Source organism: Rhodococcus sp. 1168, from assembly GCF_002091955.1.
Taxonomy (GTDB): domain Bacteria; phylum Actinomycetota; class Actinomycetes; order Mycobacteriales; family Mycobacteriaceae; genus Rhodococcoides.
Genome location: NZ_MKKY01000072.1, coordinates 229,716 through 248,182, shown reverse-complemented (window position 1 = coordinate 248,182; position 18,467 = coordinate 229,716). Strand labels below are relative to the sequence as shown.

Here is an 18,467-nt window from a genome sequence, read left to right as displayed (position 1 = left end):
ATCCCACATTGTCGCTGGCGTTCCATTTGGCCTGGACTGCAACAGTATTGGCTTGTTTTCTGCTTGCGTGAGTTGCGTGCGTATCGATACTTCGCACCGAGCATCCGCGCCGTGACGGCAAGGTGTGGTGGTGCCTTTTCGTACTCGCAGTTCCCGTTTTCGATGCGCTCCTGTGGTTCTGGGCCGGACCTCGGCATGACGGTGAACAAGACCCGCTCAGCGACAGCCCCAGATTCGTCCGGTTCTGAGGCAGCGCTTCGGTGAGACACCGAAAGAAGATCCCTAGCCGGACGGTGTCGACCACGAACCGGGTAACCTGGAGGGCAAGGTAATCCCGTGCCCGACGTCTTCGTCCGTCGGTTCCTCCGAGTGCACGGGACACAATCGATGCATCGCTTCACCGACCCAACACCCGTCGAATCAATGGTCGATGTCTTGATCGTTGACATCGACAACCTGGACATCGAAGACGGAGCAGCACCACCGCCAGTTGTCGGCCTCAAAGCCGCTTGGAAGTTGAGCTTTCGCAGCGTAGACGAGCTCTACGCCGGGCCTTTCCCTCGAAATCCGACTTGGGTACCCGAATGCCGGACTCTCAAATCCGGAGGGACTGTCGCGTATTGGATGAACGCCCCACAGGATCCTGATGGACTTCTGACCGGTGACATACGCGGCGTGCTGTCAGGAACACTGCTCGGAGGCTCAACTCCGAACGCAATACCGTTGACCATCGGTCTCGTCATCGGAATCAAGATCCGATCGCAGACATACCAGGAAGTCGAAGGCCAAGGCTGGGAGCCAATCGAGGGTTCGGACATTCTGCGGGCTGTGACGCGAAGTCCAAGGTGGTTCAACCGCGGCGAAATGCGCAGTGGGTACACCCATCGGATGGATGTCGGACTGGTATTGAATATCGCAGTTGACCGTCGATGAATGGAGGCCTCCGCAGACATTCTGTCGGGTGATCTGTGGCCAGTTGCCTGTCACGACATGTGCTTGGGAATTCCGTTGGGCAATTCCGGATTGGGGTGAAACTGCCACCGGTTTCCGGGCGTCGACCCGAACATCTTCTTTTGGATAGTTATGCGCCAATTCAGGTGTTTCGCCATCGTTCGTTGCCGAGACAGTGTCAGGTTAGACATGTTGCAGGTCTACGGAAATTCCCAGTGCAGCCAGCCCTCGTCGATATTTGCAACAAACCGCGACAAGGGTTTCCATACTCGATCGATACCCGTACGGACGCAACGCGATCGAATCCGGAGAAATGCCACTGTGAATGGCGGATGCGCAGTCTTCGAAATGTGCACCGTTCCCGGGCTAAGGTTTCGTTCATGAACAAACCCGCGGACCAGCGGACACGACGGATTTCGTTGTTCAAGACCCGCGCGCACGTATCGATTGCTGCGGCGGTTGCCGCTGCCATCGCGATGCTCACCGGATGCACAGCCGCTGACGGTTCGAACGGGACGGACACGCCGATATCGACACCCGCACTGACGGTCACGACGAATCCTGAGCCCGTCGAGGCGACGAACACCAACGGCACTGACCCCAATAATGATGTGCTCGCGGTCGATCCGGCCTCGCTGTCCGCCGACGGATACGGAATAGCGTGGGTATCGCCGTCGGGCAACATCTGGTGCCGCATCTCCGAAGGAACCTATGGTTCCGGATGCCAAGCCCGCGATGCACCTGTTCCGGACGGAGCGAACTGCGTCAATCCCACCTTCACCGTCGAACAGTTGAGCAAGGGCTTCTTCCTGCATCCAGACAGCGTGGAGCCATCGTGCTTCAACCAGGGTGTATTCACTACCGAACACCCCACAGTCTTGGAGTACGGCCAGTCCGTTACTACCGGTGGATACACCTGTGTGTCCCGCCGGAGCGGAATGGGATGCACAACCGGCAACGGTCACGGCTTCGAACTGTCCGCCGAATCAGCACCCTGGTTCTGACCGGCAGCAATCGGTGTATATCACTCGGTAACGACGGCACGGCTGCCGAGCACCTCAAAACCTGGACCTCATGATCGTCGACACCGCCCGCGTCGATGGCGTCAGGAGGGTTCTCGGGGGTGCACCTCGTGGGCCGACTGGTCTAGCTGCGGAGGATCCGAGGCGAGGAGGGTCGCGATCATTGGGAGCGCCAACACTGTAATGGCGCCTGCCGCAACGAGTATCGAGGCACTGGCCGTGGACATCTCCCCCGCGTCGACAGCTACACCGGTGACCGCGACGATGAGTGGCAGGCCGGTCGTCGCGTAGAGCGCGACGCGGAACTGCTCACGGGTGGTGAAATTCTCCTGTCGATCCAACCTGGTTGCGATGAAAACCGGAACACCCCGAATCAGGACGAGAAGAGCCAGAAACGCAAGGAGAATTCCAGGTTCCGCGAGCACCGCACCGATGTCGATCGACATTCCTGAGGTCACGAAGAAGACCGGGATCAGGAACCCGAATGCCAAGCCCTCGAGTTTGGTCTCGAGCTGTTCATCGCCGCTCGGGACGACCCGCCGCAGAATGAATCCGGCGGCGAAGGCACCGAGGATGATGTCGAGTCCGAAGATCGTCGCGATGGCGGTCAATGTGATGAGCAGCAGCATCGTCAGACGTACCGTCGTCTGCGCGGTGGTGCCTGCGCCTCGCCGAATCACCGCCAGTAGATCGGAGCCTTCGCGGAGCAACCGCGCCGGGATGAAACCGACGGCGACGGCTGCAGCGACGAACAGCGCGAGAATCAGGATCGACTTCACGTCACCACGTGAGCCGAGCAAAACGGCCATCGCGATCACGGGACCGAGCTCGCCGATCGCTCCATGATTGATCACAGTGCGTCCAAGCGGTGTGTTCTGTAGACCACCGTCTTTGAGGATCGGCAGCAATGTCCCGAGAGCCGTCGAGGTCAATGCGATGGCCACCGCGATTTCCGCGGTGACCACACCCGATTGTCCGAGCAGAAATACCGCTCCGAATGCTGCGACGAGGCACACCAGCCACGTAGCCAGCGCTCGACGGCCCCCGCGCCCGGTGATTTCGGAGACGTCGATCTCGAAACCTGCGAGAAGAAACAACATGCCGAGGCCCAGTTCGCGCAATAAGTCCACTTCGGCGCCGTCGACGGCGAGGCCGAGTACGTTTGGGCCCACCAGCATTCCGAACACCAACAGAAGGACGACTTCCGGCAGTAATCGCCGCGGCACGAACCCTGCGACGAGCGGCGCCAGCACCGCGATCAGTGAGATCCAGAAGAGCGATGCACCCGCCGACGGCATGGGCCGACTCTAACTCAGCTGCAGGCTTGAAGTACCAGTTCCTTCACCCGAGCCGCATCGGCCTGGCCCCGAGTCGCTTTCATGACAGCGCCGACGATTGCACCAGCAGCCTGCACCTTGCCGCTGCGAATTTTGTCCGCGACACCGGGATTCGCTGCCAGAGCTTCGTCCACCGCTGCCTGAAGCTTCCCCTCGTCCTTCTCCATGACGAGGCCGCGGGCGGCCATGACTGCCGCAGGTTCACCTTCGCCGGCCAGAACACCGTCGACGATTTGACGAGCGCCGTTGTTGTTGACCTTGCCGTCTTCGACGAGCGCGGCGACCTCGGCCACCTGAGCGGGTGTGATCGCGAGTGCGCCCAATTCGATACCGGCGATGTTGGCCTGCTGGCTCAAGTAAGAGACCCACCACGAACGCGCGGCCTGCGGTGGCGCCCCGGCGTCGACGGTCGCAGCCACGAGTTCGAGTGCGCCGGAATTGACGAGGTCCCGCATCTCTTCGTCGGAGACACCCCAGTCGGCCTGGATCCTCGCTCGGCGCAACCACGGCAACTCCGGAAGTGTGCCGCGCAGTTCCTCGACCCACGCAGCATCCGGCGCGACGGGCGCCAAGTCCGGCTCCGGGAAATACCGGTAGTCCTCGGCAGTCTCCTTCTTGCGCCCCTTGGTCGTTGTTCCGTCCACCTCCTGGAAGTGACGAGTTTCCTGGGTGATCTCGCCACCAGCAACCAGCACGGCGGCCTGACGACGCATCTCGTAGCGAACCGCCACCTCCACGCTCTTGAGCGAGTTGACGTTCTTGGTCTCGGTGCGGGTGCCGAACTCGGTTGCAGTCTTCTCCATGAGCGATACGTTCGCATCGCACCGGAGCGAGCCCTGATCCATCCGGACGTCCGACACCTCGAGCGACTTCAGCAGATCGCGCAGCGCGGTCACGTACGCGCGAGCGACCTCTGGTGCACGGGCGCCGGTGCCGGTGATGGTCTTGGTGACGATTTCGACCAGCGGAACTCCGGCACGGTTGTAATCGAGCAGCGAGTGACTCGCCCCTTCGATCCGGCCGGTGGCGCCGCCGACGTGAGTGGACTTTCCGGTGTCCTCTTCCATATGGGCACGCTCGATCTCGACGCGGAAGGTGCTGCCGTCGTCGAGCAACACGTCGAGGTAGCCCTCGGTCGCGATCGGCTCGTCGTACTGGGAGATCTGGTAGTTCTTCGGCTGATCGGGGTAGAAGTAGTTCTTGCGCGCAAATCTTCCCCACGGCGTGATCGAGCAGTTCAAGGCCAGCCCTATGCGAATTGCAGATTCCACGGCCGCCTCGTTCACGACGGGCAACGCACCCGGAAGACTCAGACACACCGGGCACACCTGAGTGTTCGGCTCGGCGCCGAACGCCGTCGGGCATCCGCAGAACATCTTGGTAGCTGTGCCCAACTCGACGTGGACCTCCATACCCAGTACGGGGTCGAAACGGGCGAGCACGTCGTCGTAATCGATCAGATCGACCATGGCAGCAGTCATGGACAGGAGTTTATGCGCTCGGAACATCGCGCGAGTAACCACGGGTGCCCATCACGATCGGGCAGTGAGGTATGAACACGAACAGACGGTGCTCTATCCGAAGAACGCCGCGGCATCGATGTACCGACTCTCGGGCACTCGTTTGAGTTGCTTGACCGCCTCGGCAAGCGATACGAGACCGATTTCGGTGCCACGCGCGGACACCATCTGGCCGAAATCGCCTGCATGAGCAGCGTCGACAGCGTTGACCCCGAATCTTGTCGCCAGCACCCGGTCGTATGGAGTGGGTGTGCCGCCGCGCTGCACATGCCCCAGGACCGTGGTGCGCACTTCCTTGTTGATCCGACGCTCGATCTCCTGGCCCAGTTGGTGGGCAACACCGGTGAACTTGACGTGTCCGAACTCGTCGATGCCGCCGTCGAGCAACGACATCGATCCTTCTTTCGGCTTGGCGCCCTCGGCGACGACACAGATGAAATGCGAATCACCGCGCTGAAAGCGCCTGCGAACCAAATCGCAGACCTCGTCGACATCGAAGGGATGCTCGGGGATCAGCGTCATGTGAGATCCCGACGCGAGACCTGCATGCAGCGCGATCCAACCGGCGTGACGGCCCATTACTTCCACGAGCATGACCCGCTGATGGGACTCCGCGGTGCTGTGTAGCCGGTCGATGGCATCGGTGGCGATCGTCAGAGCAGTGTCGAACCCGAATGTGACGTCGGTGCAGTCGATGTCGTTGTCGATGGTCTTCGGCACCCCGACGACGGGTACGCCTTCCTCCGACAACCAGTGCGCGGCAGTCAAAGTGCCCTCACCACCGATCGGGATGAGGACATCGATTCCGTTGTCCTCGAGCGTTTCCTTGATTCTGTCGAGCCCGGCCCGAAGCACGTCGGGATTGGTACGTGCTGTTCCGAGCATCGTGCCGCCCTTGGTCAGCAGCCGATCGTTCCGGTCGTCGTTGCGGAGTTGGACGCGCCGATTCTCGAGCAGGCCACGCCATCCGTCCTGAAATCCCACGACTGTCGATCCGTATCGCGCATCTGCGGTGCGCACCACAGCTCTGATCACCGCATTGAGACCTGGGCAATCACCACCGCCGGTCAGAACTCCGATGCGCATAGCGTTCTCGCCTCTCCTCGAATCCATACCGTCCACCGTAATCTTGCCGGTTCGTTTCCGCTTCGGCAGCACGATGGGCAACATCAGCCGGGTATGACGACTCCAGTTTCGTAGGCGAGCACGACTGCTTGGGCTCGATCGCGCAAGTGGAGTTTGCCGAGAACTTTGCCGATGTGCGTCATGACGGTCTGCTCCGCCACGAAAAGCGCTTCGGCAGTTTCGACATTGGACAGGCCCTGCGCGATCAGTTCGAGCACTTCGCGTTCGCGGGGTGTGAGGACGGCCAACTTCGCCGGCTGTGATCGCAGCGAACCACGCTTCTTGGTCACGTCCGCGATGAGTCGCCTCGTAACCGACGGCGCCAACAGAGCCTGACCGGCCGCGACGACACGAACGCCGCGGATCAACTCCTCGGCAGGCGCATCCTTGAGCATGAAACCGCTCGCACCGATAGTGAGTGCCTCGTACACGTAATCGTCGATATCGAAGGTCGTCAACATAAGGACGCGCACCGGTGGGTCGTGCGAGCCGCGCAGGATCGCCCGGGCCGCCTCCAATCCGTTCATCTGCGGCATCCGCACATCCATCAAGACGACGTCGGGTCTCAGACGTTCGACTTCGGTGACCGCGGTAGCGCCGTTGTCTGCGTCGCCGACGACGCTGATGTCGGGCTGCGCGGCTAGAAGCGCGCCGAATCCTTGCCGAACCATGGCCTGATCGTCGGCGATGAAAACGGTGATGACCACAGGCGACACCCTATGCCGACCTGTCTGCCGCTGGAGTGACGCGTGGCGGCAACCGCGCGACTACTTCGAATCCGCCGTCGGGGAGAATCCTTGTATCCAGCCACCCCGAGGCGGCCATCGCGCGATCGCGCATACCGCGCACACCATGTCCGCCGGTGCCCGATTCGATCACCACAGGCCCTATGCCAGGTGCAGGTCCGTTGACGACCTCCATCGATACCGGGTCCTGGTCGTAGGTAAGCCGCACTCGGACTTCCGCCCCAGGGGCATGCCTGGCCACATTGGACAGCGATTCCTGCATGGTGCGGTACAGCGCAAGACCTGCTGCATCCGACATGACCGTCGGGTCACCGGTCGATGTCCAGCTCAATCGGACCCCTGCGCGGAGGCTGCCTTCCAGCAGTGATTCGACGTCGGCCGCTCCAGGTTGCGGCGCATCCGCCGCTTGTTCCCCATCGCTTCGAAGTACCCCGAGCATTCCGCGTATTTCGTTGAGCGCCTCGCGTGCGGTGGCGCCGATCGCATCGAATTCAGCTGCAGCCGAGAGTGATACATCGTCGAGACGAAAAGGTGCGGTCTGGGCTTGAACGACCACCAGCGACATGTGGTGAGCAACCACGTCGTGCAGGTCGCGTGCGATCTTGGCTTTCTCTTCCAGCACTGTGCGCCGTGTCCGCTCGAGATCACTTACTTCCTCTTGCTTCGCCAGTTGTCGCCGCGAGAGGATCAGCCAGCGGATCAGCAGGCCGAAGATCGTAATCGCCGTCAGGCCCACCGCCCAGCCGATCCCGTCGGATCCGGGCATGTCGGCAACGAACAGCAACACGGTCGACACCCAGGCGACCGCCACGATCGGCACTGCACATCGCAAGCTCACCGCGAACAGGAGAGTCAGCAAAACGATGATGTGCACGACCTGCCAGGGATACTCCCATCCCGGCTGCAGCGAGAACGCGACCGGGATGATCAATCCGGAGCCCGCCGAAACAGCCCACCCCAGTGCTGGATTCGTGCGAACCACGACGAACGGAAACGCAGCGAGCGCCGCGACGATCGGCATGATCGGGGCTGGAACCTGATGGGTGAGAGCGAGCGTCGGCCACGCCACCGCATAGAGAACGGCAGTGATCATCACGATCGCGATATCCACCAGTCGAATCGGACCGATATAGGAAACGACGCGCGCAACGGCGCCCGTCCGTGCGCCGTTCGTCCGGCGCGTTCTGAAGAGTATTTTTCTGCCCACAGGTGTGAACACTAGGAACCCTGACCCGAAAAGTCATCGTACTGAGGAGTGAGAAGACACCAACCCCTAGGTATCAGCGCAGCGTCGACATCCAGGTGTCGGTGTCGGGCAGAACCAGCACCGCAGGGCGAGGACACCTGGCACAACCCGTTCATAGCGTCCTGACCATGAAGCAAACGGCCGGAACGCCCAGCGAAACAAGACGAACGAACCACCTGGCAACGGTGGCGGCGGTGTGCGCAGCATTAGCTGCGACCGTGGCGTTCTCGGTACCCGAGGCGAGTGCCGACGCTCCATCCGGATCGACGGTGCGTACCGAAACCTCGATTGCCATCGAGGCACTGATCATGCATGACGCGTCCGACGCGGCATCGAAAGTGCCTCCCGACTTCGTCGGCGACTTCGGTTACTCCCCTACCATCGAACATGACTTGCTGGTGAATCCCACTGGGAGCTGCTCGTCGCCGATACCGCTGCCCGAGGAGTTTGAATCTTCCTGTGCAGCACATGATCTCGGCTACGATCTACTACGCCACGGCGCGATTCACGGCAACAGGCTTCCCGCCTCTGCGCGACGAAGTCTCGATTCGATGCTCGCGGCAGATATGCACGCCGCGTGTGCACAGCGGACCGAAGTTCTTTCTCGTGCAGTGTGCGACGGTATGGCCGAGGTTGCGGCTTCCTCGGTTCGTTTGAACTCATGGCGTCAGCACGACGGGACACCCATTCCGGAACCTGCACTACCGTTCCTGCTTGCCGGCACTGTCGTTACAGCATTGTCGGCCGCGGCGCTGGGTGCCTTGTCGCTCTACCCTTCTCGTCACGCCCGCCAGGCAGTGTCATCATGACCACGTCCGTTCGCTTACGCCCCACTGCTGCACTTCAAACTGCGCCCGAGACCCGACTCGAAGTTCCTCGCGTCGCGACGTCGCTGATCGTCGGAGGCATGGTTGCCGTATCGCTTGCCCCGGGACTTCTGCCCAGGTCGTCGCTGACACAAGCAATGGTCACTGGAGTCCTGGCGGCCCTCGGCCTCGGACTGTCGGCTGGACTCCACCGATTTCTCCGCCGACTCGTGCCGATCGCCCCGCGGTTAGGAGCCCGACGTGTGTCGGCTGCGGCAAGTGTTGTCGCGGTAGCTGTCGCAGGAGTTGCCGCCGCGCGGTGGCAAAGCTTCCTGCGCTCGTCCATGGGCATGCCTGCAGCAAGCCGGTGGCATTGGATCGAAATAGTGTGCGGTTCGGTCTCCGTCTCGGCGATTCTGATCGTGCTCTTTCTCGCGACCACTCGCGGATTTCTACGCCTTGGACGAGTGAAAGCGATTGTCATGCTGACAGTCCTCCTGATCGGCGCCCACTTCATCGCGGTACCGATGGCCTTCTCCGGCCTTGCCGAACGGTCCGCTGTAGCGAATTCTCTCGTCGACACTTCCCTGTCGATTCCGAAGTCGCCTTCTCGCTCCGGCAGTGCCGCATCGCTGATCACCTGGAACGATCTGGGCCGTGAAGGCCGCATTTTCGCCGCAGGCGGTACCGATCTTTCGACCGTACGCGCCTACATCGGGCTCCAAGAGTCGACCGACGCCGAAGCACGCGCCGAGTTGGCAGTACGCGAACTCGACCGCACAGGTGGATTCGACCGCTCACACATCGTCGTAGCTGTACCGACCGGTTCCGGGTGGATCGACGAAAATGCCGTGACCGGACTCGAAACACGGTTCGCCGGGGACGTCGCTACCGTCGCGGCCCAGTATTCACATGAACCCAGTTGGGCTACATTTCTTTTCGCACAACCGCTTGCCAAGGCGTCCGCGACGGCATTGCTCGAGGCGGTATCGCGCCGTATCGGCGAGGTACCGCTCGACGCGCGGCCGAACCTCTATCTCTACGGCCAAAGCCTCGGGGCAATCGGAGGCAGTTCGGCCGCAGCCGTACTCGAGGGAACTACTACGCCGACCACACTGTGTGGAGCGCTGTGGGCAGGCCCACCTGCGCACGAGGTTGTCCCCGGAAACGCGACAATGATGGCGAACACATCCGACCCGGTCATCTGGTGGTCCACCGAGCTCGTCGGATCGAAACCAGATCTGAGCTCCGCCCGTCGCGACGCACCGATACCGCAATGGATACCGGGCGTCAGCTTCGTCCAGACGACAGTGGACCTGTTCTCCGCACTCGGCGTGCCTGCTGGGCATGGCCACCGATACGGCACCGACCAGGGAACCTCGATGCCCGCGTGCTGAGCGATCAGCATCGACCGAATTGCAGTCGAGCCGCGGCGCCGAGGTCCCCCCGTTCGCTACTTCAGCGGGCCGCGAGCAACCTCGTATGCCGCACCGACCCGGTAGAGGCGATCGTCGGCGAATGCCGGTGCCATGATCTGCAAGCCGACAGGCAGCCCATCCTCGGACGCCAGACCCGAAGGCACGGACATTGCACAGTGGCCGGCAAGGTTGGTCGGCAACGTGCACAGATCGTTGAGGTACATCGCGATCGGATCGTTCACCTTGTCCCCCAACGGGAACGCTGTCGTCGGCGTCGTCGGCGACAGCAGGACGTCCACCTTCTCGTAGGCGGCGTCGAAGTCGCGCGCAATGAGCGTGCGGACCTTGAGTGCCTGGCCGTAATACTCGTCGTAATAGCCGGCGGACAACGCGTAGGTACCGATCATGATGCGACGCTTGACTTCTGCGCCGAATCCTTCGGCGCGCGTGATGGCCATGACCTGATCGGCACTGTTACTTCCGTCGTCACCGGCGCGGGCGCCGTAACGCATACCGTCGAAACGGGCAAGGTTCGAGGACACCTCGGAAGGCAGAATCAGGTAGTACGCGGCGAGGGCATGCACGAAATTGGGGCACGACACCTCGACCACCTCGGCACCGAGACCGGTCAACGTTGCAACGGCGGCATCGAAAGAGGAGATGACACCGGATTGATAACTCTCGGAGTGCAATTCCTTCACGACGCCGACGCGAACACCGGAAAGGTCCCCTCGGGCACCTTCGCGTGCTGCCGCGACGACCGACGGCACAACGGTGTCGACCGAGGTGGAATCGCGTGGGTCGTGCCCGGCGATGACCTCGTGCAGCAACGCGGTGTCCAGAACCGTGCGCCCGCAGGGGCCACCCTGATCGAGCGAGGACGCACAGGCGATGAGCCCATAGCGAGATACCGTGCCGTACGTCGGCTTGGTGCCGACGGTGCCGGTAAGGGCAGCGGGCTGACGAATCGAACCGCCGGTATCGGTGCCTATGGCGAGCGGGGCTTGGTACGAGGCCAGTGCCGCCGCGCTTCCGCCTCCGGAGCCACCTGGGATACGCGTGGTGTCCCACGGGTTCTTGGTCGGCCCGTAGGCCGAGTTCTCGGTGGACGAGCCCATCGCGAATTCGTCCATGTTGGTCTTGCCCAACAGTGGGATCCCCGCGGCCCGAAGCTTGGAGGTGACCGTCGAATCGTAGGGAGAGATCCATCCCTCTAGGATTTTCGACGCAGCCGTCGTCGGCATGTCGGTCGTGGTGAAGACATCCTTGAGCGCAAGAGGCACCCCGGCGAGTGCGGATGCGGGTGCATCCCCGGCGGCGAGCGAAGCATCGACCTCTTTGGCGGATACCAAGGCACCGGCTCCGGCGACATGAAGGAATGCGTGGAACTCGCCGTCGACCTTGTCGATGCGGTCCAGGTGAGCCTGCGTCACCTCCACTGCCGAGACTTCACGAGAGTGAATACGCGATGCCAGTTCGGAGGCGTCGAGGGCAGTCAGATCGGTCATTCGTTCTCTCCCAGAATCTGCGGGACGGCGAACCGATTCCCCTCTGCGTTGGGCGCGCTCGACAACGCTTGCTCGGGGGTAAGACCCGGCGCGATCACGTCCGGTCGCGTCACGTTGGTGATAGCACTGGGATTGGCCGTCGGTGGGACGTCGTCCGCTGCAACCTCCGCGACCGTCTTCACGTAGTGAAGAATCGAATCCAGCTGGCCGGCGAACTCGTCCAGTTCGGCTTCGCTGAGAGCCAGCCGGGACAGCCGGGCGAGGTGAGCCACCTCGTCGCGGGAGATATCAGGCACCGCGTAGACCCCTTTCACACATGTCGAGTAGCAAGCCGCACAGGTACGCGACCGTGTGCAAGCGTAGTAGCTGACCATCCAGTCGCCGCATTCAGCGTTCACTCTCCGCGGTATATGTCGTCCTGGTTACACGCGGGGCTGCAGTTCGACCTCATATCCAAGACAATGCAAGGATTGCGCGCGGCGCTGCGCAGACGCGGCGCATCGGGTCGGTTAAGTTCGGATAGCTGACGGCTCCGAACTCTTCCGCCACACGCCACCGAAAGGCTGCGACATGTCATACCTGCTCCGAGTCCAACTGCCCGATCGACCAGGCAGTCTCGGTGCACTCGCAGTCGCGTTGGGTTCCGTGGGCGCGGACATCCTCTCTCTCGACGTGATCGAACGGGGCGACGGCTACGCGGTGGACGACCTAGTAGTGGAAGTCGCGCCCGGTTCCCTGCCGGACACGTTGATCACTGCCTCGGAGAATGTGGCCGATGTCCGAGTGGACTCCATCAGGCCGTACACCGGAGTGCTGGACACCCACCGTGAACTCGAACTCATCGACCGCGTCGCAGCAGCGTCCGACGATCGACTTCAGGTACTGGTCGACGGCGCACCACGGGTATTGCGGGTCGGGTGGAGCGTCGTGGTAGCGACGAACAAGCATGGATCGTTTCGAGTCGTCGGCAGTTCGGGCGCGCCCGAAACCCACGCCACCGAGATGCCGTGGATGCCGCTCACACGTCCGGCAAGCCTCGACGGCGATGCCGATTGGGTCCCCAAGGTGTGGCGAGATATGGACACGACACTGGCTGCCGCGCCGCTGGGCTCAACCGGGACAGTATTGATGCTGGGACGCCCAGGCGGACCCGAATTCAGACCGTCGGAAGTAGCCCGCCTCGGATACCTGGCCGGCATTGTCGCCACTGTTCTGAACTAGATCGGTCCGTCTTACTCCGGTTCGGCCGACCGGAGGGCGTCGGGCCCCTCGGTGAGCAGCGTCGTGAACCCCGCTTCGTCCAACACGGGCACTCCCAGTTCGACGGCCTTGTCGTGTTTGGTTCCCGGCGACTCTCCGACAACGACGAATGCGGTCTTCTTCGACACCGAGCCGGCCGCCTTGCCACCGCGAACGAGGATCGCTTCCTTTGCCTCGTCGCGCGAGTACTTCTCGAGCGATCCGGTCACGACGATCGAGAGTCCTTCGAGGTTGCGCACTATCGAGGAGTCTCGTTCGTCTTCCATCCGCACACCTGCCGCACGCCATTTGTCGACGATCTCGCGATGCCAGGGCACCGAGAACCATTCCGACACCGCCGTCGCGATCGTGTTGCCGACGCCGTCGACAGCTGCCAATTCTGCTTGGGAGGCGGCCTCTATCCGGTCGAGGCTGCCGAACTCACCTGCCAGCGCTCGCGCGGCCGACGGGCCTACGTGTCGGATCGACAGGCTCACCAGCACCCGCCACAGCGGACGATCTTTCGCGGAATCGAGATTGTCCAACAGCCTGCGCCCGTTGGCGGACAACAGGCCCGCCTTGGTTCGGAAGATCGGAGTCTTCAGCAGGTCCACTTCCGTCAACGAGAAGATGTCTCCCTCGTCGAGAACCACCTCCGCCGCGAGCAAATCCGACGCGGCCTCGTATCCCAGACCTTCGATGTCGAAACGGCCACGCTCGGCGACGAAGAACAACCGTTCGCGTCGTTGGCCGGGGCAGAACTGAGAGTTGGGACACCGAAGGTCGGCATCACCCTCTTTGGCGGGCGCGAGAAGCGTGCTGCACTCGGGGCAGTGTGTCGGCATGACGAACTCGGTTTCGTCACCAGTGCGAGCATCGACCACGGGGCCGAGCACCTCGGGAATGACCTCGCCCGCCTTACGGATCACGACGGTATCCCCGATCAAGATGCCTTTGCGCTTGACCTCGGAACCGTTGTGCAAGGTCGCCAACGACACGGTCGATCCGGCGACCAGCACCGGTTTCATGTAGGCGAACGGAGTGACCCGACCGGTTCGGCCGACGCTCACCTTGATGTCGAGGAGCGTCGTGGTGACCTCCTCTGGCGGATACTTGAACGCAATCGCCCATCTCGGCGCACGTGAAGTAGTACCGAGTCTGCGATGCAGACCCATGTCGTCGATCTTGACGACGAGCCCGTCGACTTCGTGTTCGACGTCGTGCCGGTGCTCGTCCCAGTAGGCCACTCTCTCCACGACAGCGTCGATCCCCTGTACGCGTGTCGTATGAATGGAGACAGGCAACCCCCAGGCCTTCAGAGCCTCGTACGCGTGCAATTGCGAATCGGGTGAGAAGCCTTCCATTCGTCCGAGGCCGTGGCAGATCATCCCCAGCCGACGCTTGGAAGTGATAGCCGGATTCTTCTGCCGCAAGGAGCCGGCAGCGGAATTTCGAGGATTGGCGAAGGGCGGCTTACCTTCTTCGACCAGCGATGCATTGAGCGCCCGAAAGTCCTCGAGACGAAAGAAGACTTCGCCGCGGACCTCGAGGAACGCCGGCACCGGGTGGTCCGCGGTGGCCACGAGAATCTCCGGTATGTCCTCGATCGTTCGAGCGTTGAGGGTGACGTCCTCGCCGGTACGACCGTCACCGCGGGTGGCGCCGCGAACCAACTTTCCGTTCTCGTAGACCAGATCGAGCGCAACACCGTCGATCTTCACTTCGGTCAGGTAGTGCAGATCGGCTCCGGCTTCGGCCTCGACCCGTTTTGCCCAGGTACGAAGTTCGTCGTAGTCGAAGACGTTGTCCAGACTCAACATTCGCTCGGGATGATCGACTGCCGTGAAGTCGGTGGCGAATCCTCCGCCGACCAGTTGCGTCGGCGAATCTGGAGTACGGAGATCTGGATGCGCTTGCTCGAGCTCGGTCAGTTCTCGCAGCAGAACATCGAATTCACCGTCGGAGATGACCGGCGAATCACGGACGTAGTAACGAAACTGGTGGCCTCGAACTTCCTCGGCCAAGGCCTGCCACCGTTCACGATCGGCGCCCGAGGCAGGAGTACCCGCCGACATCCCTGACGGATTGTCGATCGAACGCTCGGCAGCAGAACTCGGTACAGCAGTCGTTTCGTCCACACCGAAAGATTAACGGACCCGACCGACACCGATGACGCACCGAAAGCGTTACAGGGAGTCGGGCGCATCCTGAAAGGCGTCTGCGACGTCCTTCGCCAAAGCCAGTGCAGTGCGAGCCCAGTCGGGCGTCGCCTCCGCCAGACCGCACGCAGGCACCACGGAGATCTGTGTCGCGAGCACGGACCGCGGGAATCCGAGCCGGTCGACGAGCGTCACCGCAGGTGTCGCCACCTCACGCCACTTCGGCGTCCGATCCGGGGCGACACCGGGTACCAATCCCAACATCAGCGTCTTTCCCGCCTGCAGAAACTCACCCACAGCATCGAGATCGCGTGATCGCAGCAAGGAGACGTCGATTGCCGCAGCCTGCGCGTCACTGCGACGAATCAGCTCTAGCGGAGCGGCAGGAGCGCAACAGTGGACGGCAACCGGGAGGCCGATACCAGCGATGACGGTGTCGAGCAGATCCAACGCGTCGGGCTCGGGCATGGCGCGCACCGAATCCAGCATCGTCACTCCACTCAGTGAACCTTCCAGCACCGCAGGCAGACTCGGTTCGTCGAGTTGGACGACTACCTCTACACCGAGGCGCGAGGATATCTCCGCACAGTGTTGCCGGACACCCTCTGCCAGCGATCCGGCAAAGTCGCGCACCGCGCCACGGTCGGTCAGCACGCGATGGGCCGACCGAAGCTCCACCTGCGCAGCCATGGTGAACGGGCCGGCGACCTGAATTTTCAACCGGCGGTCAGAGGACGCGAAACCGCCCGTCTCCCAAAGCTCTTCGAGAACATCGAGATCCTCGCGCAGTAGGTCCGCAGCACGCCGTCCGGTGAGCGACTTACGCTGAGCGACACGGTAACCCGAAGTTCGGACATCCAGCTCGATGTCCGCCATGATGGCACCAGTACGCCCGATCATGTCGGCGCCGATACCACGGGCAGGAAGTTCTACGAGATGAGGCAGAACCGGCAGCTCCCCGAGCACAACGGCACAGGCCTCACGAACGTCGACGCCGGGCCACGATCCGATACCGGTCGAGAGGGAGCTGAAAACGCCCGCGGTCACACGTTCTCGGAACGAGTGCCGGATATCGTGGAGCTCCCGATCACGATGTCTCCCTCCATATCCCGGCGATACAGAACGGCAGCCTGTCCCCGGGCAACGCCAGTGAGCGGTGCACGAAGAGTGATGTCCATGCCTCCGTCGGCGGTGGCCTCGGCTACAGCGTCGGTCAACCCGCCGTGCGCACGAACCTGCACAACGCACTCGATCGGCCCGACCGGAGCGGTCCCCTGAGTCCACACTGCACGCTCACCGGTGATAGCCCACACATCCAGACGACTTGCCGAGCCGACGATCACGTTGCCACTCTCGGCTTCGATCGCCGTCACGTAGCGGGGCTTCCCGTCTGCTGCAGGTCCCTCGACACCCAGGCCCTTGCGCTGCCCGATGGTGAATCCATGTATGCCGTCGTGGTCGGCCAGCTCGGCGCCAGTGTCGGCGTCGACTACCTTGCCCGGCCGGATACCGATCGTGGCACCGAGGAATGCTCGTGTGTCTCCCGACGGAATGAAGCAGATGTCGTGACTGTCCGGCTTGTCGGCGACGGCGAGTCCCCGCTCGGCCGCTTCGGCGCGGATCTCGGACTTCGGTGTGTCGCCGATCGGGAACATCGCACGAGAGAGCTGGCTCTCGGTGAGAACGGCGAGTACATACGACTGGTCCTTGTCGGCATCGACCGCTCGACGCAGGACACCATCGTGCAATTGCGCATAGTGACCGGTGGCGACGGCGTCGAACCCGAGTGCCAGTGCACGGTCGGCCAGCGCGGAGAACTTGATCTTCTCGTTGCAGCGCAAGCATGGATTGGGAGTCTCGCCCGCGGCATAGGATTCGATGAAATCGTCGATGACGTCTTCTTTGAAGCGGTCGGCAAAATCCCAGACGTAGAACGGGATACCGAGGACGTCCGCAGCGCGGCGTGCGTCACCGGCGTCCTCCTTGGAGCAGCACCCACGTGAGCCGGTACGAAGCGTCCCGGGCTCGCTGGACAACGCCAGATGTACACCGACGACATCGTGTCCCTCGTCGACTGCCCGCGCAGCCGCCACCGCCGAATCGACTCCGCCACTCATTGCTGCCAAAACACGCATCAGCGATGTCCTCCCCGAGCTCCTACGCTCGCAAGTCCCGCAGCGCGGGCACGTTCGATTACCTGAGGCAGCGCCGCCAAGAGGGCGTCGATGTCACTGTTGGAAGAACCGGCTCCCAACGAGAACCGCAACGACCCCCGCGCAGTCGCCGGGTCCGCTCCCATCGCTATCAACACATGGCTGGCGCTTGCAACGCCTGCCGTGCACGCAGACCCCGTCGAGCATTCGATCCCAGCGGCATCGAGCAACATCAACAGCGAATCTCCCTCGCAACCAGGGAAAGTGAAATGCGCGATCCCTGCCAGGCCACCTTCACCTGCGGCGCCGTTGACGATCACCTCGGGATCGATGGCGCGGACTCCGTCGATCATGCGATCGCGCAGCCGGGACAGCTCTTCGTGTCGCCGCTCACGATTGTCGACGGCATCCCGCAACGCTGCAGCCATGGCGACGATCGACGCTGTGTCGTGCGTGCCCGATCGAACGTCACGTTCGTGGCCGCCACCGTGCAGCAGCGGAACGCAGGGAACGGTCCGGCCCAGCAGTAACGCTCCGACGCCTTGCGGGCCACCGAACTTGTGGGCAGCAATACTGAGCGCGGAAAGCCCGCTGGCGGCGAAGTCGACCTGCAGATGCGGAACTGCCTGAATGGCGTCGCTGTGCATCGGCACATCGAATTCGCGAGCAACACTCGCGAGAGCGTGAATCGGCATGACGGTGCCGACTTCGTTGTTCGCCCACATGACGGTGACCAACGCGGTCTCGCTCGCGTTCACGTCGAGTTCGGCGCGCAATACGTCGGGATGCACGCATCCCGACGCGTCGACCGGCAGCCACGTCACCTGAGCGCCCTCGTGCGCGACGAGCCATTCCACCGCATCGAGCACGGCGTGGTGCTCCACGGATGCGGCGATGATCCTGGTCCGACGGGAATCCTCGTCACGTCGGGCCGTGAAGATTCCCTTCACAGCGAGGTTGTCGCTTTCGGTGCCACCTGAGGTGAAAATCACTTCCGAGGGCCGGGCACCGAGGTGTGCAGCGATCGACTCGCGCGACTCCTCGACGCGGCGCCTGGCCGCACGGCCCGAGCCGTGCAAGGACGACGCGTTGCCGACGGTCGATAAAGCAGCAGTCATCGCCTCGATCGCGGCGGCGGACATCGGTGTCGTCGCTGCGTGGTCGAGGTAGACGGGGGGAATCGTCGAGTTGATAGCAGCCGAACTGCGGGCAGAGGGCATAACGATTACCAGGATAG

Annotated in this window: 16 protein-coding genes and 1 pseudogene; 6 read left to right on the top strand and 11 right to left on the bottom strand. The window is 62.6% G+C overall.

Features of this window, described 5'->3' with window-relative positions; all coding sequences use genetic code 11:
* Positions 1-83: 83 nt before the first annotated feature.
* The 3 genes and pseudogenes from BJI47_RS25020 to BJI47_RS15325 all read left to right on the top strand — a co-directional run.
* Positions 84-248: pseudogene (locus BJI47_RS25020) on the top strand (hypothetical protein); the annotation flags it as partial.
* An 88-nt stretch (positions 249-336) separates the two neighbouring features.
* Positions 337-933 (top strand): hypothetical protein, encoded by a 597-nt coding sequence (locus BJI47_RS15330; protein WP_125458736.1) that lies wholly within the window; start codon positions 337-339, stop codon positions 931-933.
* Between the two features lie 398 nt (positions 934-1,331).
* On the top strand, positions 1,332-1,955 hold the full coding sequence (locus BJI47_RS15325; RefSeq protein ID WP_254900619.1) for a DUF6636 domain-containing protein: 624 nt from the start codon (positions 1,332-1,334) through the stop codon (positions 1,953-1,955).
* Positions 1,956-2,056: 101 nt separating this feature from the next.
* Here the strand turns inward: BJI47_RS15325 and BJI47_RS15320 are convergent, their stop codons facing one another.
* From BJI47_RS15320 to BJI47_RS15300, 5 genes are all read right to left on the bottom strand, one after another.
* Entirely contained in the window at positions 2,057-3,271 is a 1,215-nt protein-coding gene (locus BJI47_RS15320) for a cation:proton antiporter (RefSeq protein WP_088944491.1), read from the bottom strand.
* Between the two features lie 14 nt (positions 3,272-3,285).
* Positions 3,286-4,791, bottom strand: coding sequence for an Asp-tRNA(Asn)/Glu-tRNA(Gln) amidotransferase subunit GatB (gene gatB, locus BJI47_RS15315; protein ID WP_088944490.1), 1,506 nt, complete (start codon positions 4,789-4,791; stop codon positions 3,286-3,288).
* A gap of 93 nt (positions 4,792-4,884) precedes the next feature.
* Positions 4,885-5,916 (bottom strand): ATP-dependent 6-phosphofructokinase, encoded by a 1,032-nt coding sequence (locus BJI47_RS15310; RefSeq protein WP_088944670.1) that lies wholly within the window; start codon positions 5,914-5,916, stop codon positions 4,885-4,887.
* An 83-nt stretch (positions 5,917-5,999) separates the two neighbouring features.
* Positions 6,000-6,662 carry a response regulator transcription factor gene (locus BJI47_RS15305; RefSeq protein ID WP_088944489.1) on the bottom strand — a complete coding sequence of 221 codons (663 nt, stop codon included), beginning with the start codon at positions 6,660-6,662 and terminating at the stop codon, positions 6,000-6,002.
* A gap of 10 nt (positions 6,663-6,672) precedes the next feature.
* Positions 6,673-7,794: a sensor histidine kinase gene (locus tag BJI47_RS15300; protein WP_088944669.1), complete on the bottom strand. Its 1,122-nt coding sequence runs from the start codon at positions 7,792-7,794 to the stop codon at positions 6,673-6,675.
* A gap of 281 nt (positions 7,795-8,075) precedes the next feature.
* On the opposite strand from BJI47_RS15300, the gene BJI47_RS15290 reads away from it, so the two are divergent.
* Positions 8,076-8,756 (top strand): phospholipase A2, encoded by a 681-nt coding sequence (locus tag BJI47_RS15290; protein ID WP_125458735.1) that lies wholly within the window; start codon positions 8,076-8,078, stop codon positions 8,754-8,756.
* Entirely contained in the window at positions 8,753-10,150 is a 1,398-nt protein-coding gene (locus BJI47_RS15285; protein WP_088944486.1) for an alpha/beta-hydrolase family protein, read from the top strand. Before BJI47_RS15290 ends, BJI47_RS15285 begins: the two co-directional genes overlap by 4 nt.
* Positions 10,151-10,206: 56 nt before the next feature.
* On the opposite strand, the gene gatA is transcribed toward BJI47_RS15285, so the two are convergent.
* Positions 10,207-11,679: an Asp-tRNA(Asn)/Glu-tRNA(Gln) amidotransferase subunit GatA gene (gene gatA, locus BJI47_RS15280; protein ID WP_088944485.1), complete on the bottom strand. Its 1,473-nt coding sequence runs from the start codon at positions 11,677-11,679 to the stop codon at positions 10,207-10,209.
* Positions 11,676-11,975: an Asp-tRNA(Asn)/Glu-tRNA(Gln) amidotransferase subunit GatC gene (gene gatC, locus BJI47_RS15275; protein WP_088944484.1), complete on the bottom strand. Its 300-nt coding sequence runs from the start codon at positions 11,973-11,975 to the stop codon at positions 11,676-11,678. The genes gatA and gatC overlap by 4 nt, the downstream gene beginning before the upstream one ends.
* A 274-nt stretch (positions 11,976-12,249) precedes the next feature.
* On the opposite strand from gatC, the gene BJI47_RS15270 reads away from it, so the two are divergent.
* Positions 12,250-12,900 (top strand): amino acid-binding protein, encoded by a 651-nt coding sequence (locus tag BJI47_RS15270; RefSeq protein ID WP_088944483.1) that lies wholly within the window; start codon positions 12,250-12,252, stop codon positions 12,898-12,900.
* Positions 12,901-12,911: 11 nt separating this feature from the next.
* On the opposite strand, the gene ligA is transcribed toward BJI47_RS15270, so the two are convergent.
* The 4 genes from ligA to BJI47_RS15250 all read right to left on the bottom strand — a co-directional run bounded on the left by ligA (position 12,912) and on the right by BJI47_RS15250 (position 18,450).
* The gene (ligA, locus tag BJI47_RS15265) at positions 12,912-14,993 is read right to left on the bottom strand and encodes an NAD-dependent DNA ligase LigA (RefSeq protein ID WP_088944668.1); all 2,082 of its coding nucleotides are present in this window, start codon (positions 14,991-14,993) and stop codon (positions 12,912-12,914) included.
* Between the two features lie 111 nt (positions 14,994-15,104).
* On the bottom strand, positions 15,105-16,124 hold the full coding sequence (locus BJI47_RS15260; RefSeq protein ID WP_088944482.1) for a methionine synthase: 1,020 nt from the start codon (positions 16,122-16,124) through the stop codon (positions 15,105-15,107).
* Entirely contained in the window at positions 16,121-17,212 is a 1,092-nt protein-coding gene (gene mnmA, locus BJI47_RS15255; protein ID WP_088944481.1) for a tRNA 2-thiouridine(34) synthase MnmA, read from the bottom strand. Before mnmA ends, BJI47_RS15260 begins: the two co-directional genes overlap by 4 nt.
* On the bottom strand, positions 17,212-18,450 hold the full coding sequence (locus tag BJI47_RS15250) for a cysteine desulfurase family protein (protein WP_088944480.1): 1,239 nt from the start codon (positions 18,448-18,450) through the stop codon (positions 17,212-17,214). The genes mnmA and BJI47_RS15250 overlap by 1 nt, the downstream gene beginning before the upstream one ends.
* Positions 18,451-18,467: the final 17 nt, after the last annotated feature.

Excerpts from the sequence above, each read along its gene's own strand:
- mnmA (WP_088944481.1), bottom strand. The coding sequence starts at position 17,212 with ATGCGTGTTTTGGCAGCAATGAGTGGCGGAGTCGATTCGGCGGTGGCG.
- BJI47_RS15290 (WP_125458735.1), top strand. The coding sequence starts at position 8,076 with ATGAAGCAAACGGCCGGAACGCCCAGCGAAACAAGACGAACGAACCAC.
- BJI47_RS15250 (WP_088944480.1), bottom strand. The coding sequence starts at position 18,450 with ATGCCCTCTGCCCGCAGTTCGGCTGCTATCAACTCGACGATTCCCCCC.
- gatB (WP_088944490.1), bottom strand. The coding sequence starts at position 4,791 with ATGACTGCTGCCATGGTCGATCTGATCGATTACGACGACGTGCTCGCC.
- BJI47_RS15270 (WP_088944483.1), top strand. The coding sequence starts at position 12,250 with ATGTCATACCTGCTCCGAGTCCAACTGCCCGATCGACCAGGCAGTCTC.
- BJI47_RS15285 (WP_088944486.1), top strand. The coding sequence starts at position 8,753 with ATGACCACGTCCGTTCGCTTACGCCCCACTGCTGCACTTCAAACTGCG.
- ligA (WP_088944668.1), bottom strand. The coding sequence starts at position 14,993 with ATGTCGGCGGGTACTCCTGCCTCGGGCGCCGATCGTGAACGGTGGCAG.
- gatA (WP_088944485.1), bottom strand. The coding sequence starts at position 11,679 with ATGACCGATCTGACTGCCCTCGACGCCTCCGAACTGGCATCGCGTATT.
- BJI47_RS15320 (WP_088944491.1), bottom strand. The coding sequence starts at position 3,271 with ATGCCGTCGGCGGGTGCATCGCTCTTCTGGATCTCACTGATCGCGGTG.
- BJI47_RS15325 (WP_254900619.1), top strand. The coding sequence starts at position 1,332 with ATGAACAAACCCGCGGACCAGCGGACACGACGGATTTCGTTGTTCAAG.
- BJI47_RS15300 (WP_088944669.1), bottom strand. The coding sequence starts at position 7,794 with ATGATCACTGCCGTTCTCTATGCGGTGGCGTGGCCGACGCTCGCTCTC.
- BJI47_RS15310 (WP_088944670.1), bottom strand. The coding sequence starts at position 5,916 with ATGCGCATCGGAGTTCTGACCGGCGGTGGTGATTGCCCAGGTCTCAAT.